The organism is Dialister sp. i34-0019-2H8, from assembly GCF_042846925.1.
Taxonomy (GTDB): Bacteria; Bacillota; Negativicutes; order Veillonellales; family Dialisteraceae; genus Dialister.
The window spans coordinates 42,563-59,011 of record NZ_BAABYQ010000002.1 but is presented as its reverse complement, the minus strand read 5'-3'; the positions used below and the strand labels follow the sequence as shown (position 1 = coordinate 59,011).

Annotated in this window: 17 protein-coding genes; all 17 read right to left on the bottom strand. The window is 42.0% G+C overall.

Annotated features, from left to right (window positions below):
• Positions 1-188: 188 nt before the first annotated feature.
• A complete protein-coding gene (locus tag ACGG9R_RS11195) occupies positions 189-1,169 on the bottom strand; it encodes an ATPase, T2SS/T4P/T4SS family (RefSeq protein WP_390155332.1) in 981 nt (326 codons plus the stop codon).
• Positions 1,162-1,479: a hypothetical protein gene (locus ACGG9R_RS11190; protein WP_390155329.1), complete on the bottom strand. Its 318-nt coding sequence runs from the start codon at positions 1,477-1,479 to the stop codon at positions 1,162-1,164. Before ACGG9R_RS11190 ends, ACGG9R_RS11195 begins: the two co-directional genes overlap by 8 nt.
• 2 nt (positions 1,480-1,481) lie before the next feature.
• Entirely contained in the window at positions 1,482-3,587 is a 2,106-nt protein-coding gene (locus ACGG9R_RS11185; RefSeq protein ID WP_390155326.1) for a type IV secretory system conjugative DNA transfer family protein, read from the bottom strand.
• A 412-nt stretch (positions 3,588-3,999) separates the two neighbouring features.
• Positions 4,000-4,425, bottom strand: a complete 426-nt coding sequence (locus ACGG9R_RS11180) for a M23 family metallopeptidase (RefSeq protein WP_390155323.1) — start codon at positions 4,423-4,425, stop codon at positions 4,000-4,002.
• Between the two features lie 22 nt (positions 4,426-4,447).
• A complete protein-coding gene (locus ACGG9R_RS11175; protein ID WP_390155320.1) occupies positions 4,448-4,924 on the bottom strand; it encodes a prepilin peptidase in 477 nt (158 codons plus the stop codon).
• A 2-nt stretch (positions 4,925-4,926) separates the two neighbouring features.
• Positions 4,927-5,304: a hypothetical protein gene (locus tag ACGG9R_RS11170; protein WP_390155317.1), complete on the bottom strand. Its 378-nt coding sequence runs from the start codon at positions 5,302-5,304 to the stop codon at positions 4,927-4,929.
• Between the two features lie 26 nt (positions 5,305-5,330).
• Positions 5,331-6,257 carry a phage tail protein gene (locus ACGG9R_RS11165; protein ID WP_390155314.1) on the bottom strand — a complete coding sequence of 309 codons (927 nt, stop codon included), beginning with the start codon at positions 6,255-6,257 and terminating at the stop codon, positions 5,331-5,333.
• Positions 6,257-7,111, bottom strand: coding sequence for a phage tail protein (locus ACGG9R_RS11160; protein ID WP_390155311.1), 855 nt, complete (start codon positions 7,109-7,111; stop codon positions 6,257-6,259). The genes ACGG9R_RS11165 and ACGG9R_RS11160 overlap by 1 nt, the downstream gene beginning before the upstream one ends.
• A 33-nt stretch (positions 7,112-7,144) precedes the next feature.
• Positions 7,145-8,002 carry a phage tail protein gene (locus ACGG9R_RS11155; RefSeq protein WP_390155308.1) on the bottom strand — a complete coding sequence of 286 codons (858 nt, stop codon included), beginning with the start codon at positions 8,000-8,002 and terminating at the stop codon, positions 7,145-7,147.
• Positions 8,003-8,015: 13 nt separating this feature from the next.
• Positions 8,016-8,837 (bottom strand): hypothetical protein, encoded by an 822-nt coding sequence (locus ACGG9R_RS11150; protein ID WP_390155305.1) that lies wholly within the window; start codon positions 8,835-8,837, stop codon positions 8,016-8,018.
• A gap of 106 nt (positions 8,838-8,943) precedes the next feature.
• A complete protein-coding gene (locus ACGG9R_RS11145) occupies positions 8,944-9,723 on the bottom strand; it encodes a hypothetical protein (protein ID WP_390155302.1) in 780 nt (259 codons plus the stop codon).
• Positions 9,724-9,820: 97 nt separating this feature from the next.
• Positions 9,821-10,417, bottom strand: a complete 597-nt coding sequence (locus ACGG9R_RS11140) for a hypothetical protein (protein WP_390155300.1) — start codon at positions 10,415-10,417, stop codon at positions 9,821-9,823.
• A 381-nt stretch (positions 10,418-10,798) separates the two neighbouring features.
• The gene (locus tag ACGG9R_RS11135; protein WP_390155297.1) at positions 10,799-11,266 is read right to left on the bottom strand and encodes a type II secretion system protein; all 468 of its coding nucleotides are present in this window, start codon (positions 11,264-11,266) and stop codon (positions 10,799-10,801) included.
• Between the two features lie 23 nt (positions 11,267-11,289).
• Entirely contained in the window at positions 11,290-11,721 is a 432-nt protein-coding gene (locus ACGG9R_RS11130) for a type II secretion system protein GspG (RefSeq protein ID WP_390155338.1), read from the bottom strand.
• A gap of 63 nt (positions 11,722-11,784) precedes the next feature.
• On the bottom strand, positions 11,785-12,867 hold the full coding sequence (locus tag ACGG9R_RS11125) for a type II secretion system F family protein (RefSeq protein ID WP_390155294.1): 1,083 nt from the start codon (positions 12,865-12,867) through the stop codon (positions 11,785-11,787).
• A 3-nt stretch (positions 12,868-12,870) separates the two neighbouring features.
• On the bottom strand, positions 12,871-14,445 hold the full coding sequence (locus ACGG9R_RS11120) for a GspE/PulE family protein (protein ID WP_390155292.1): 1,575 nt from the start codon (positions 14,443-14,445) through the stop codon (positions 12,871-12,873).
• A gap of 5 nt (positions 14,446-14,450) precedes the next feature.
• A complete protein-coding gene (locus tag ACGG9R_RS11115) occupies positions 14,451-16,439 on the bottom strand; it encodes a type II secretion system protein GspD (protein ID WP_390155290.1) in 1,989 nt (662 codons plus the stop codon).
• Positions 16,440-16,449 lie beyond the last annotated feature (10 nt).

The window sequence follows — 16,449 nt, the reverse complement described above, 5'->3', positions numbered from 1 at the left end:
ACATCATTAACAAGCGTATTTTGTAAATCTGTTAAGATAGTCACAAAAGGCAAAGTCAGACCTTCTGCAAAAGCCTGATCTCCAGAGAGGAAAAAGAAAGTAAGAGCAGTCGTTACCGCAAATACGGTAGACATCTTAAGAGAGCAGAAAGATTTCCAAAGACTTTTCATAATGAAATACCTTCCTTTCTAAACATGAGAATAAATATAACTCTGAGATTTCATATCAAATCCTTCAAGATCAATCATGTCATCGACCAGACGGACAACTTTACCGTCACATGATTTTTTCTGAATGGAGATGATATTTCCTACTGTCGTACCAACAAGACGCTGAATATCTGTTGTCGTGTTATTGGCCCCCATAGCTTCTTTTACAAGAAGTTCCATACGAGTTAGACAATCGATACAACCATCAGCATGAATGGAAGTTAAACCACCGGGATGGCCTGTATTCCATGCTTTCAGCATGTCATAGCAGGCCAGGTTACGAACTTCGCCGATGATGATACGTGTAGGAGAAAGACGCATACAGACATAAACCAGATCTTGCATTGTCACGGAAGTGGCTTTATTACCAGAAGTGGTCAAGTACTGCACATCGTCAGAAGAACACTGTAATTCCGGAAGATCTTCCAGAATACATAACCGGTGATCCGGATTGAGTTCCGAGAGCTTTTTCAAAATAGCATTGAGAAATGTTGTCTTCCCAGAACTGGTAGCACCACAGACCACAATATTCTTTCTTTGCAGAATAGAATCACAAATTGCATCGTAATAATGCTTTGAAAGAACCCCCTGATTGATATAATCTTCTAGGGAAAATATCTTTTTAGGCTTCTTACGGAAGAAGAATGTTGGCCGAGGACTACACGGTGGATATTCAATCTGGGCACGGATTTTTAAAAGCTGAATTTCAACCCCAAGCATGGGATGATCTTCGTTGATAATCTGATCATTCATACCAGCCACAATTTCACATATCTGACGAACTTTGGCCGGTGTAAGAACAATATTCGTAGCATGCCGACCATGAATAGAATCATAACGAATCACATAATCCGTATTGATATACACTTCTGTGATATCGTCATTGTCTATCAGGGCCTGGATATCCGGCCCAAGGGCCGTCCGAAGCATTGCTTTATGACGTTCAAAGGTATTATCCATTGGAATCACTTCCATCCTTCATAGATACGTCTTTATCCAAATCCACAAGAGACGGCTCATTTTCTGCAAGATAATCCTTGTAAAATTTGCAAGCATCCACAATAAACTGCAAATCATTAGGATCGATTTTCCAAAGTTTCAGTTCAGTAGAAAGAATTTCAAACCGCTTTTTATTAGCTGCTCTCTCTTTATCGTTAGCTTCTTTGGACTTTTTATTAGCTTCATCCCTGAGATCCTTGACTGTTTTCAAGTCTTTGTTGAGATCTGCCAATTTTTCTGCAAAAGATTTAACCTTTTTTGAAGTAGGCATTATTAATCACCTCCTTTACTTTGAGGGCGAAGCCCTACCTGATTTTTTTTATCCAACGCATGGCCTTTATCTATCTTTGACATCAGATCATGCATGAGGAAAAACTTATTTTTAGGACTGAGTACCAGCAACCCTTCCAGCTGCATGGCCGATTTATCTGAAAGGAACGTAGATGTTTCATCTGGCCTGAGAAGGGGCCGTTCCTGTTCAATATAGGTATAGTTCTTTTTGGCCAGGAAACCTTCGGGAGAGGATTTCTGTTTCACAAGAATGGTCTGGTTCCCCAGAAGTTCACTCAGATGTTTTCTGGTATCATTATCGTTAGGGCCAAAGTAAACCTGTGTCTGACAGTTTGTCAGCAAATCCAGGTTCTTATAAATCTTTTTCAGCTGTTCAAGGCCCTGAATAATCATGAGGGCTTTCAAACCATAACCAGCGATATAACCAAGTTCGGCCAGAAGGTTATCCATCTTACCAAAGGCCGGAAATTCATCGATGAGAAACAAACATTTATATTTATCTCCTGTGAGCTTTTGGGTAGAAGTAACTACCATAAGTTCAATGATAAGTCGGAACAATTTCCCTACACGAGCCAGGTCAGAGGGGGGAGTAACCAGAAACAGATCTACAGGAGTATCACTGTTCCGGATATCTCTAAGGCAGAAATCCGAGGTAATGGTATTGTCGATAATCGTTTTTTCCGAGAAAATCATGAAAGCCGTAACGGCTGTAGAAAGCACGGAACCGGCTTCATTGGCTGGTTTGCCAATGAAGGAATTAAATTTCGCAACAACAACCGGATGCAAATGAGGAGTTTTCATGGCTTCCGGAGTGAAATGGGTCACATCATGTGCCCTTTCAGGAGTAACACGAATTTTTAAGGGAGCATCGGAAGATGTACCATAGGGATTACGAACTTCAAATACCACGCCTTCGTCAGGGAAATGCTGCACTCCAGGCTTAGGGGGAATCCCTTTTTCATCGTTACCTTTCACTCCAAAAAGTTCCTCTTTGAGAACTTTTCTGAAACCAGTAGGAGCATTTGGATTATCGTCTTCTTCTTCATCATTATCATCGTCCATGTCGGCCGTCATGCCGGCTGCCATGAACTGGTACACATCGTACATACAGGTTTCTTTATAGCCTTTATCCCCTGGATGTAAACCGTGAATGGTATTATATACAGCATCTTTATATTTCAAATGGGTGATACACCCAATGATTAAGTCTTTAGCATTATCTACCCAGTGTTTATCACTACCAGTTCCTTCACCTACAAGACTTTGCACAATGTTGGAAACGTCTCGCCCTTCGTTAGGAGTTCCCCAGCGAATTTCATTGATAGGGTTCCAGCGATAGAAGTTACCGGCTTCTGCCGGATCAAACTTTATCACTTTATGGCCCATTACTTTTTCTCGATAAGCACCACAGGTATCAATGTTTTCACCTTTTGGATCCGCAACAACCATACTTTCCTGCCAGTTAAGACAGGTAGGAATAACTACCCCGATACCTTTACCACTTCGGGATGGGGCACACATCAGGATATGTGTTTTTTCGTTATCTACGATGTAATAGCGTTTACCTGGAATCAATTTCATCCATTGCCACTTATCCAATCGATTCAGAAGAGGTATTTTAGAAAGTTTTTCAGCTAACTTCATTCGATCGTCATAGGACATTGGAATTAGACCGTGATGATCCCAGGCTCCCACTATTACTCCGTCTTTCGGATAGTCAGGATCAGACAGAAGATTCTTTTTCTTCAGTTCTGTTTCCGTAGCCCATCTAGCTGTACCTTTTGAGGTAAGATGCTTACTGTTATTGTCATTGGCATATTTGAAGAGATAGATAAGCAAAATGGAGCCTAATAAACCAGTCATAGCAATACCAAAAGAAGCATTCAGCAAGGCGGGAGCCATCTTGTGATAACGGATATATACGATCAAGAAATAGTAAGGGGGATAAAAAACACTTTCTCCAATTTGAAAGCTAGTTAGAAAGGAAGGCGAGCCACCCAACTTATAAATGAAATTCATCAAAGCATAGTGGCAAGTGATAAGGTTCACCATAAGAACTGTGACTACATAAAACAAAGCATTTTTCAAAAATCCCCATCTCCTTACTTTTCGTTATTTGCAAACTTTGAAAAAGTGAATCAAAAAATCAAATGTTATTTATCTTAAATTGCGAATGAGACAGATAAAAAAGAGATTTACAGGTGTAAGAACAGAACAGATCTCTTTTATCTCGTGGATTGTAAATTTTTACTTCTTTGCCACAGTACTGACAGGTAAACTTGCGAAGAACTGGACGACTGGCACTACGAGTGCCGAGTGTTATTGTTTTCATAAGCCCTCCGAAAATGTTGAAAAAAGTGTCCATAGGGGCATTTCTGCCCCTTAGACAATAGGTGAGAAAATAACAATTAGGTAAGTCACTGAAAAAACAAAGATGAATTACCAAAAACAAGAGAATATTTCAAACTAGAAAATCTAGTCCGAAAACAAAATAAGAAAATTAAGACCAAAGACATAGAGGATCACAATATTCACCGTTATGCCACCATTCCAGATGAAGATGAGGGCCGGTAGAATTTCCGGTAGAACCAACAGCTGCAATGACCTGACCTTGTTCCACATAATCCCCATAGGAGACATAAATTTGAGAACAGTGACCATACAGCGTATGATCGCCACCGTCATGTTCAAGAATTACACAATTTCCATAACCGCCCCATTCGGCAGCATATACAACTCTTCCAGGAAGCATAGCCACAATATCTGTACCGTACTCATATCCAATATCTATACCGGAATGAAATGCCCATTCACCAGATATGGGATGAATACGCCAGCCGAAAGGAGAAGTAACAGGTGCAGCTAATGCAGATGAACCACAACAAAACAGGAAAACAACCAACAAAAATGAAATAATTCTCTTCAAAAAACCATCTCTTTCTACAGTTTTAAAGAAAAGACTGAAATAATAAAATGATAGACGGCCTACCGGCCAATATATATATAGGCACCCAAACCAGAAGGAGAGGGGCCAGGGGAATTTCTAACTTTGATACTTTTTCATATCCCATGAATGGGATTAAAAACATAATGATAAAACCACTAATCATCAAGGTAAGACCTAGATAATTCAAAAAATGACTGGAAAACAACAAACCTAGAACTCCAAATAAGAGAACATCACCTAGGCCAAAAGCTTCAAAACCATAGAAATAATAAGCAGTCAGGAAAATAGCAAAACCAATCAACAAACCGATAACAGCAAAGAGAATCGAATCCCAGAGGTTAAAACAAAGATACTGATATATCCCTATCAACAAAGCAGATATCCATATATCCCTGTCATAGATGGCATGTTCTTTATAGTCTGTATAAGCAATTTTGAGGAAAATACAGGCTATCAGAAAATAAATGATATATTCCATAGCTATTTACTTGGTGTAGTACTATAAGAAGCAAGATCCGGCAAATCCTTATTGGAATTAGCACTATACAATTTGCTCTTATTAGACAACGTAGCAACCAGGGTGAATTTGTTATCTGCTATTTTGGTATAGGTCAGGTTATTAACGTCCATATCTTCCAAGCCCATAATCTTGATTACATTCACATCAATATGATCCGGAACGACACCGGAATGATGGCAGTACCAGGAAACGATCGCAGAATCGAGAATGACCGTATTCGTTTCAATCTCCTTGTCTGAAATAGAAGAGCGAAGAGATTTGATAGAAAACCCATCAATTCCGGATCCGGCAAAAAACATCACAGCAAGTGCCATGGCAAGAAGAAGACGAACAAACATAAAAATCACCTCAAAATGAATTTTGTTTACGCCGCTTTGATGAAATAACGGACCGCACGATTGATGGGACGGTCTTCAACCGCGGTGGGAACAACGTATGATGCATTGAAACTAACCAAACAACCATTCCAAGACTCATGAGAACGAGCATCATAATACGCACTTCCAACAACTTTGAATGCTCCATTGGGAGAATATTGACTGTTATAACCGCCATTGCCAACTATATCATCGACGACGAAACGTCCATAAATATTCCGAATCGCATCCCCCTGTAGAGTGCCAAGTGCTGCGCTCTGGTGCTGCACGGTTCCGTAATGCGTAGAAGTCACACTGCCAAGCCCTCGAAGAAATACTCCGCGATAATCGGGTACTGTATCGGATCCAAGCACCTTCACAAGATCCGGATACGCCGCGCAAGATTGCCCATTACATTCAAGCCATGTTCCGTTTTCATTCGGATTGTTTGCGCTCGCCCAAGTAATGACGGTTCCAACGGGAACGCCGCTTGCCTGATTTTCTTCTTTGGCGAGACGGGTGATGGAGAGTGTCGCGCGGGGAATTGTTTCGCTGCCGCTATAGACATTCACGGTGCAGTCCTTCTTTTTGATATCTTCCTTGTAAGCGGTCTCTGCGCCGACAGTGACTTCCTCATAGAAATGGGTTCCCGCAATTTGAGTCTTTGCCTTAGAAGACAAATCATCATAAGGAGTATTTCGCACGATATCTGCCTGCGTTTGTGCATATTGCAAAGCCTGAGCAGAGGTTTTGGACGAAGAAAGGGAGCTGTTTGTTGCTTGAGAGACCTTGGCAGACGCAAGCCCCATCAAGGAAGAAAAAATTCCGCAGACTATGACAAGAGCTAAAACAGCAGAGCCTTTATGACTACTGCAAATAAATTTTCGGGGGGGGGAGACAAGAGGTAAGGAATCGCATAACACCACACCTTTCATTAAAGAGCTTTGATAAAATAACGGACTGTCACAGCAGGGGGCTGAACAGTCGAAGAACGACCATAAATCGAATTAGAGAGAGAAGCCTGAAACAACACAGTATTCCCATTATTAGAATCACGACCAGCAGAAGGACGGCACCAGGACTGTATAATTTTAAAAGCTCCAGACGTTCTTTTTCCGCCTCTCCCATTATCTCCATCTTGGTCATGACCATGATTACCAAAAGTACCAGAAATGTCAGGAAGTCCCGCTTCTAATACTGTTCTTGGTGTGGTGCTGCCTTCGAGGAACCGGTTCCTAAAGTCCGGAACAGTACTTGTCCCAAGCACGCCGCAAAGTTCAAGATACTCCGAACATGTTCGACCATCACACTCAAGCCAGACGCCATCCGTCGGATCATGTAGGCTTGCCCACGCAATGATCGTCCCAATCGGAACGCCACTTGCTTTCTGTTCAGCAGAATACCGGGTAAGACGAAGTTCGCTTCTAGGATTTGTTTCAGTGCCTTGAAACACCTTAATGGTGACTGTTTTCTGCTTGACGGAAGCATTGTAATCACTTTCGGAAGACACTATCGTTTCATGCTGAAAGGGTGTTCCTTCCACAGCCTTCCGGGAGCTGGGAGCCAGGTCGTGATAACTGACAGAACGAAGAAGCTCCGCATCGCTTTGCGCAATTTGAGAAGCCTCAGCCAAGATCTGGTTAGAGGAGGTCCCGTTCATCGCTGCCTGTGTGACTTTTGCCGTAGAAAGCCCAAGCATGGAAGAAGCCAAAGCCAATACAATGACACAAGCAAGTGCCGCGGAGCCTTTATGTTTTGGTAATAGAATTTTTCGGGGGGGGGTAGACAATAGGTAAGGAATCGCATAACATCACACCTTTCTTTAAGCAGCTTTGATGAAATAACGAACGGTCACAGCAGGGGGCTGAACGGTCGAAGAACGACCATAAATGGAACTAGAACGAGAAGCGTCAAAAAAAATATTTTGTCCATCCCAGTCGGTTTTTTCTTTCGTATGACCACCAGATCCAAGATTAGAAAAAGCACCAGAAACAGGATTACCCTGAAAAACTGCTACAAATCTTCCTGTGATATTTGGAAGTCCTGCTTCCAGTATCGTTCCTGATGTGGTATTGCCTTCCAAAAACCGGTTCCTATAATCGGGCAGTGTACTCTTCCCAAGCACGGAAACAAGTTTTGGATACGCAGCGCAGGATCGCCCGTTGCATTCGAGCCAGGTTCCATCATTAGAAGGACTTCCGTTTCCTGCAAAAGCAATCACAGTACCGATGGGAATCACAGAGATTGTCTCGGGTTCGACAGAATAACGATCAACAGCAAGACTAGCCCTCGGAACAGTTTCGTTTCCATAGTAAATATGAATCGTTGCCGTCCGTTTCTTTGCCGCATCAGTATAATTGCTTTCAGGAGAAAGCGAGGTTTCCGTAAAATAAGAGGAATTGGGGATTTCAGCTTTGGCAGAGGCTTTGAGATCGGAATAAGGAACAGCCTGCAAGAGAGCCGCTTCACTGACCGCGTATTGCTGCGCCTGAAGAGAAGTCTTGTTAGAAGAAGTCCCATTCATTGCCGCCTGCGTGACTTTCGCACTTCCAAGAGAAAACAGGGAAGAAACGATAGCCATCACAAGAACCAACGCCAGAAAAGCAGATCCTTTGTGCCTATAAGCTAAGGATATAGCACAAATTTTCGGGGGGGGGTAGATGAATAATGCATAATACACCTCAAAAAGAGAATTATTCCAATTTCATGATAAAGAACAAAGCATAATAGGGAGGACGGTTTTCATGGGAGTAATTCAATCCCTGTGATTTGACCATTTTACTGCCATCAAATTTTACAATGAATTCAGTACGGTTATCATCAGCGTTACCTTCCGAACGAAGACCAGATTCAACAACAGAGAACACCCCACTAGCAGCAGCAGAGCCTAAAGTCTTTGATTTAGATTTATTTACAGAAGCAGAACTCCACGTATTATAAAAAGTATTAGAACGACTCCGGAAATAACCAATAGCATTTTGAGCATCATGATTATGAGCCGGTAATTCATCAACCGTTAAAGCATGGCGATTCTCCCCACCGATATCCCCTAACTTATACGCATCCCCCGCACCTACGAGAAAACGGTCTCGAAGATCAGGAGTGCCATTCTTTCCATCACAAAGTGCAAAACCATCGGGAATGTTCGCAAGATTTCCATACCATGGGATAATAGAACCGGCAGGAACGCTGGAACCAGAAGAGACAGAATAACGTTTGAATGTAAGAGAGGCACGAGGCGTTGTCTCGCTGCCTTCGTAAACATTCACTACACACGTTTTCTGCTTGATATTCGTATCTCCAGGCATCGATGTTTCATTCCCGACAATAACTTCCTCATAAAAACTAGAACCGGCGATATTGGTTTTTGCCTGCGAGGCTAGTTCGGTATAAGACATACCTTCAATGAGTTCTGCCTTACTGTTCGCATAATGCTGTGCTTGGGATGCCACTTTGGAAGAGCCAAGTGTATTCATTGTTATCTGGGAAACTTTGGCTGAAGCCAGTCCCATCATGGAAGAAAGGATCCCGCAGACTACGACAACAGCTAGAATGGCGCTGCCGTTATGGCGAAAATATTTTCGGGGGGGGTGAAACGTATCATGAAAACCTCAAAAATCACTAAGCTGCTTTGATTAACCATCGCACCGTAACCGCCGGGGGCTGCACGGTGGTAGATTTACCATAGATAGAAGAACACCGAGAAGCGTCAAAATAGACCCAATAAGCTGAAAATCCATCGTATTTACCGGCAGAAGTTTTCGGATTCTCAACTTCATAAGTGAATGGTCCAGATGGCGTAGCAAAAGGGCGATACAATACGTTCCAAGTGTGACCACTAATATTTGGCAGCCCTGCTTCCAGTATCGTTCCCGGTGTGGTACTGCCCTCAAGAAACCTATGGGTATAATCCGGCACTGTGCTTTTCCCCAGAATGCTGACGAGTTCAGCATATCCGGCGCAGGATTGCCCATTGCAGTCAAGCCATGTCCCATCCGTGGGATTCTTTGCACTCGCCCAAGCAATGATGGTGCCGATCGGAACACCACTGGATTCCTGCTTTTCTACGCTATAGCGAGTAACCTGTAAGGTAGATCGAGGAATAGATTCATCGCCCTTATATACGTTAATAGTCGCTATTTTCTGCTTAATGGTATCGGTATAACTGCTTTCATTAGACAGAAGCGTTTCATGCTGAAACGCTGTACCAGAAACAGTACTGCGGTTACTGGCTGTCAAATCTTCATAATTCACTGCATGAAGCAGAGCAGCGTCACTGGACGCTATATTTGATGCTTGCATAGCAATCGTATTAGAAGCAGTAGCACTCATGCCAGCCTGCCCGATTTTCGCAAGCGACAAGCCAATCATAGAGCTTATAATCGCAAGAACAATAACCATGACGAGTAAGGCACTGCCTTTGTGACGAACATGCTTTTGTAAATTGGGGGGGTGAAATGTTTAGTCATAGGGGGAACTCCTTTCACCTGTAAATGTTTTAACTGCCTAAGATAACCGTAATGGTACTGGTATCCATACGACTACTGCTGGAGAGTTTCACATCAATGGCAGTACCTTTCACGATATTGGCATTCACTGTTTTTTGATTGGTTACACTGGTTTTAGTGCCCCAGTAGTGGCCTTTGGAACCACCTTTGTGGGTAACCGATGTACAGGTTAGATTACCTAAAGACGCACCATCTACAGCAATGTTATAGGTGGCTTTCCCTGTCCAACCGCCATCAAGAGGGATAAATATAGCAGAGGAAATCACAGTAACTGATTTATAACTACCGTTAGCAGTAAAGGAAACATTGTTGGCGCCTGTCACAATCTGGCATCCACCGGCTTCTTCAGCCACTTTATACCGGGTTAAGACCATATCTGCACGGGGAAGTTCTTCATTTTCATGGTAGATCTTTATATCTACGTTCCTTTGCTTGATATTTCCTGAATAATCTGATTCTTCACCTAAAGTGACTTCTTTTTTGAAACCAGATTTTCCTATGTCTGTTTTTCCTGAGTTTTTGAGGTCTGAATAAGAAATGGAACGGACAAGTTCGGCTTCGGTCTCAGCATACTGCTGAGCCTGCATGGTAATTTTGTTGGAAGAGGAACTATTAATGCTTGCCTGGCTGATTTTTGCGGTAGAAAAGCCAAGCATAGAGGTAACAAGAGTGAGGACAACTACAATGACAAGGACACCGCTTCCTTTATGCTTTGTTTTTAGATTATATCGGGGGGGGTAAACAATAGTTTCTCATGGCTTTTCACTCCTTACGTAAAATAGAGAAGATATATTTATAGAAACGCTTATTAAGTGAAGAAGAATCACAAAAGCGATATATTTCAATGTTAAGGTTTTAACTTTCAGGTTTTATAAAAAAAATAGGAAAGGCGGTGACGGTGAAGCCACCGCCTTTTCACTTAAATGAGATGTATTCAAAAATTATTATTGTTGTTTTGGCTTGAAATATTAGAAGTGACGAGTTACAGCCTGGCTGTAAGAAGCACCGGAAGGATCTTTCGGTGTGCATTCAACAGTACGAGCAGAAGCATCATAGGAATAAGCAGTGCCCCATGGATCCAATACATCATTGGTGGAAGTGGTATTACCTTTAACCTGTGTCAGGAAGGTATGAGCAGCACCATCAACGGATTCATCAGCGGTTAGACCGGTGATCAAAGCCTGGATGGAAGCTGGCGGAGTGGAATCAAGGCTCATAGCTTCATAGGAAAGGGCAGCATTGGTGATAGCTTCCATATCCTGGTTCATTTGGGCGATTTTTCTTGTCTGCTGTGCCTGCTGGTAAGCAAAGAAGGCACCTACGGACAAAGCAATGATGATAGCACAAGCTACCAGAATTTCCATCAGCGTGAAACCTTTACGTTTAGCAGATTTTTTGAATTTGTCGCGGAAAAGAGAAATTTTTTCAGAGATCATAATGAAATATCCTTTCTTTAAAATTAATGTCCCATAATACCAATATCATCACCGGAAATAGAATCATTAAATGAACCGGTATCATTGGTTTTGTTGTGTCCATTGCTCCAAACAGCAAAACGACCAGTAGACGTATTGACACTAAAGTGGTAATCGTTACCCCATGGATCTTTCAAGATATCACTGGAAAGATAGGGGCCATACTGACCATCCTTTTTTGTCAGATCTTCAATGCTTTTTGGAAAAGAACCAAGTTCAAATTTGTACTGACCAATCGCTGTAGAAATCGTGGCAGTATCGGTTTTGGCCTTGTTATACCGGCCGTTATCCAGAATGGCACTACCAAGGAAAATAGCACCAACTGCAAGAGCAATAATAATGGAACAGGCAACTAAAATTTCGACAAACGTGAATCCTTGTTTTTTACTACAGAAAAAATTTGAAGAATCGTACATCAACCAATAGAATCACCCCCTCCCTCAATGACGAACAACCTTTATAAATGAACATGGACAGGGTTAAACACCAGAAACCTTACCCATGTAATCAAACATTGGAACCAGCGTGAAGAGGAACATCATAACAATAAGAAGACCCATTGGAAGCATAACAATGAGTGTAATTTTGGTAGATACCGGATCAATCATGTTGTTAATCATTCGCTCATAGTACTTACAATCATGGTCAAGAGCCAGTGTCATATGATTGGATTTTTCACCGGCATTGATAGAAGCTAAAAGCATGGAATCAAAGATACCGGAGCTGTTATTCCGATTCATAGCACTCGCCAGAGTATTGCCTTTGGCAATATCTTCACGAGTACGGTCAATGGCATGGGCCATATGACTGTTATCTACCACTTTGGATGCCTGCGTTAAGCTGTCTGATATGGTCAGACCAGAGGAAAGCATAAGACCCATAATAGAAGACATCTGATGCTGTAAAAACGCATGATGGAGCTTTTTATAAATCGGAATTTTGAGTTTCCAACCGTCAATCAGGGAAATATGAGTAGAGCTAAACCATTTCCAGAGTTTGAAACATCCAAACAAAACAACCAGAGTAATAGGCCAGTAATCGACCAGACCATTGACACAACCTGTAATGAAACCAACAATCCAGGGGAGCTGAATCCCTGATTCGTCATACAGTTTGATATATTCCGGGATCGCGATCTTAATATAGGCGATCGTCATGATCGTCATCATGACAGCAGCAATTTTCGGTACAAACAACGCATTTTTCACCTTGCTGTACAGGTTATGCTGCAACCACATGAGTTCAGAAAGACGAAGGAAAGTATCTGTCAAACGCCCTGCTCGATCCCCAGCTTCAATAGTCGGGGCAATCATACGAGGGAAAACATCTTCCTTCTTAAAAGCTGCACCAGTAGTTACACCACCGGAAAGGTTACGAGAGATATTTTTAAGGGCTGTACCCAATTTCTTATTAGTCTGCACATCTGCAATATCAAGGAAGGCCTGCTGCATATTACTTCCGGAATTAAGAAGCATATACAGCTGGTCAAAACAGGCATACAAATCAGACAGGCTCGGCTTATCTGCACCAAGGAAGGAATTAATTTTATCCAACAAACTCATGATTTAATTCCCCCTTTTTAACATTTCACCGGACAAATCTTCATCCGGTTCAATACGGCTGAGAAGTTCTTTCAGTGATACGGAGCCATCGGCCACATGACTGATACCCTTATCCCAGAGGGATTTGAAATGAATCGTCTTGCGAAGATAAATTTCAATATCGATAAGACCATGTTTTTCAGAGAAATAATCACGTAGGTAGTTATTGAATGGGATAATCTCAATAATCGGGATACGACCTGCAATGCCTGTAGAATCACATTCACTGCAACCATCAGCAACATAGGAAATGGGATCACCGTCTGAATCCTTTTGAAGCAGAGCGATATCCTGCTTTCTAAGGAGCTGTAGCATATCCTTTGGAATCTTTACTGCATGCTTGCAGTGAGGGCAGAGAGTAGAAAGAAGTCGCTGAGACGCAATCCCTACGATTTGTTCTGAAAAGCCTGATACATTGACCCCGATATCCTGCAAACGTCTAAAAACAGATACAGAATTGCGGACATGAAGGGTAGTGAAAATCAAATGACCTGTCTGAGCAGCCTGAACAGCTGTCAACGCTGTTTCGGCATCTCGTGTTTCGCCAACCAGCATAACGTCAGGATCCTGACGTAAACTGGAACGAAGCCCTCTTTGAAAGGTATAATTGGTTCTTTCATCTTCGGCATAATGTACCTGAGACTGAGCAATCCCATCAATATACCGTTCGATCGGATCTTCAAAGGTAGTAATAATATAGTCATTCGTCTGATTCAGTTCATTAATCAGGGCATACAAGGTAGTAGTTTTACCTTCCCCAGTAGGGCCACAGATGAGAATAATGCCGGAAGGCTTGTAAATAAGGCTTTCCAACATCTGACCTTCTTCTTTAGAGAAGCCCAGATCATAAATGGAAGGAATCGTATCACTGGTAGACAAAATACGAAGAACCACTTTATTTCTTTCTCCATCACCGCCAAAGGGCATAGTGGAAAGACGAATATTTTTACCCAGGAAAGTGAAGCGACCATCTTGCGGAATCAGGTTATTGACGTTGATCTTTGCATTTGTCTTATAAATACGACAAATCATGAGTTCATCTTCCCTTGAAAAAGTGAAACCACTGTCACGTAATTTACCGTCAATACGGTAAATTACGCTGGCACCGTTACGGTTTGGCGTGATATGAATATCACTGGCACCCAGTGTGATAGCACGTGAGATGATATCTTCACTCTTTTTAGTCTGTTCTGTAGTAACTTTAGCTTCACTTTTAACAGTGACCTGCTGGCCCGAAAGGGTAGGGATGAAGTTCTTTTTGTAATGAGCGACATAACCGGCATAAAAGTTGTTGTACTCACAGGAAAGAAACTTCACTGATGTAACTTCTGGGAATTTCTTCCGAACAATTTGAAGAATGACCTGAGAATCAAGGAAATTCTGTTCAAACTGAGAAGTAACGATAGTCAGAAGATGAGACGTTTCATCATAGGACAGGGGCATCATATACCGCTTATCCATAATGCTGTCGTCCAACATACCCAGAACTTTAGGTGGAATCACTTCACTGGCGAGCATACCTTTGTATTCATCAATCATGGCAATCACCTCGGCAGTTCTGATTCATCAAGATTATCCAGAAGTTGTTCAATGTAAGGAATCAGTTCATCCAGATCGGTTTTATCCGAATCACTGGTCGGTTTAGCTTTCAGTTTCTTCGCATAATCCTTATTGGTAGATGATTTAGAAGAATCCTTCTTCACTGTTTCTTTCTGTGTGAAAGGAACATTCTTAACAGAATCTTCCTTAACAGCTACAACTTTTTCATTTGCCGGAGCAACCGTTTTGCTGCCTTTAGGAGCAGAAGATTTTTCAGAACCTTCGGACTTCACCATGGTGACGGTTTTAGTCGGATTATTCGCATCGGTATTATTAATAATTTCAACCTTCACGGCATCCGATTCGTCTGCCTGTTTAGATATCACTTTTTTCTCAGTTTTCGGTTCTGCTTTAGTAACTGCCTTTGGTTCAGCTTTCTGCTGAACTTCCTGCTTTGGAGTGGCATTGTCTGTCTTGTTGATAGCCGGAACTCTGGTTTTCAGGATATAGGAACGATTCACGTTAGGTTTACTGGCATTTGTCTTTTCAGAAGACGATTTTTTCTTATCTGACGATTTCACCGTTTCTTTTGAACTGGAAGCAAAGCCAGGTTCCAGTTCTTTCACAATGACTGTAGAAGAATCATTTTTTACAGTATTCACTGGCTTTTTCTTTGCCAGTTTTGCTTTTTCCTGTTCTGCTTTGGCACGTTCAATTTCATAATTGGCATCCATATCTGTACGAGGATTATTCATTTCGTTCATTCTTTCTGCACGGAGTTTGTTTAATGTGTCATGCAGATTTTTAGTGGAAGTCTGTGTTTCTACTCTCGGACGGCCAAATTCGTCATAAACAATCTTCGGCGTGATAGCGATAACGACTTCAGTATCTTTCTTCTCAGTAGAATGGGACTTGAACAATTCACCCAGAATCGGGATTTTAGATAAGAATGGAATCTGTTTGATGGATTTGATTTCTTCATTCTTGAGAAGACCACCGATCAGAATGGTTTCACCATTCTTCACACGTACCGTAGTTTCTGCACTACGTTCAGAAATCTGCGGTGCTTTGTTGTTACCGCTTTCAACCCACTGTGAAATAGTAGAAACAGACGGTTTAATCACCAGTGTGATAGTCTGTTTATCCATTTCGTTGATTCTCGGCAGAACTTCCAGTTTAACGCCGACTTCTTTGTATTCGACCGTCATCGTCGTAGAAGAATCGGAATCCGACGAATCGGAAGAAGAGGTAAAGACAGGCACTTTATCGCCCATCAAAATAGTGGCTTTTCTACCATCAAATACAGTAACATTCGGACGAGCCAGGACTTTACCATTAGACAACGTTTCTTCATGTTGACCGGAAACTGAGAATTTAAAGCCGTTATAACCGCCAATAGAAGTGTCCTTACTCCATGGATTGGAAAGATAGGAGAGTCCAAGATTACGGCTGTTTCCTTTAGACAATTCAACAACCATAGCCTGAATATTGACCTGCTGAGAAGCTACATCTACTTTTTCAAGTTCCTGTCTAACCTGATACAGCAGACTGGAAGAACCGGAAACTGTCAGTGTGTGATTTTCCTTGTCTGCCATCACCTTATCTGCTTCCGTCAAAAGAGCGATCTGTTTAGCAGCGGTTTCCGGATCGATATGTTTGAGTTTAAAAGTCTCAATAGAAGACATGGAATCTGTCGGAGCAATAAGTACCGTCTGCTTACTATCGTCAAGATATTCATAGGAAAAGTCATTACTACGGGATAAAGCACGAAGAACGGTATCAAAATCAGTATCTTCCATATGCATAGCAATGGTGCCGTCCAGATCACCATTAACAATTAGATTTTTATTGCTTTTGTAACCCAAAGCTCGAAGAGCTTCCACCAGCGGAGTTCCCGGAGCAAAATCAACAGAAAATGCCAGAACTGAAGTGGAAATATTACAAGTCAGCATTAACGCTGCCAATGCAGCGGCTGTAAACTTACCAGGTTTCATAAATAAGTTC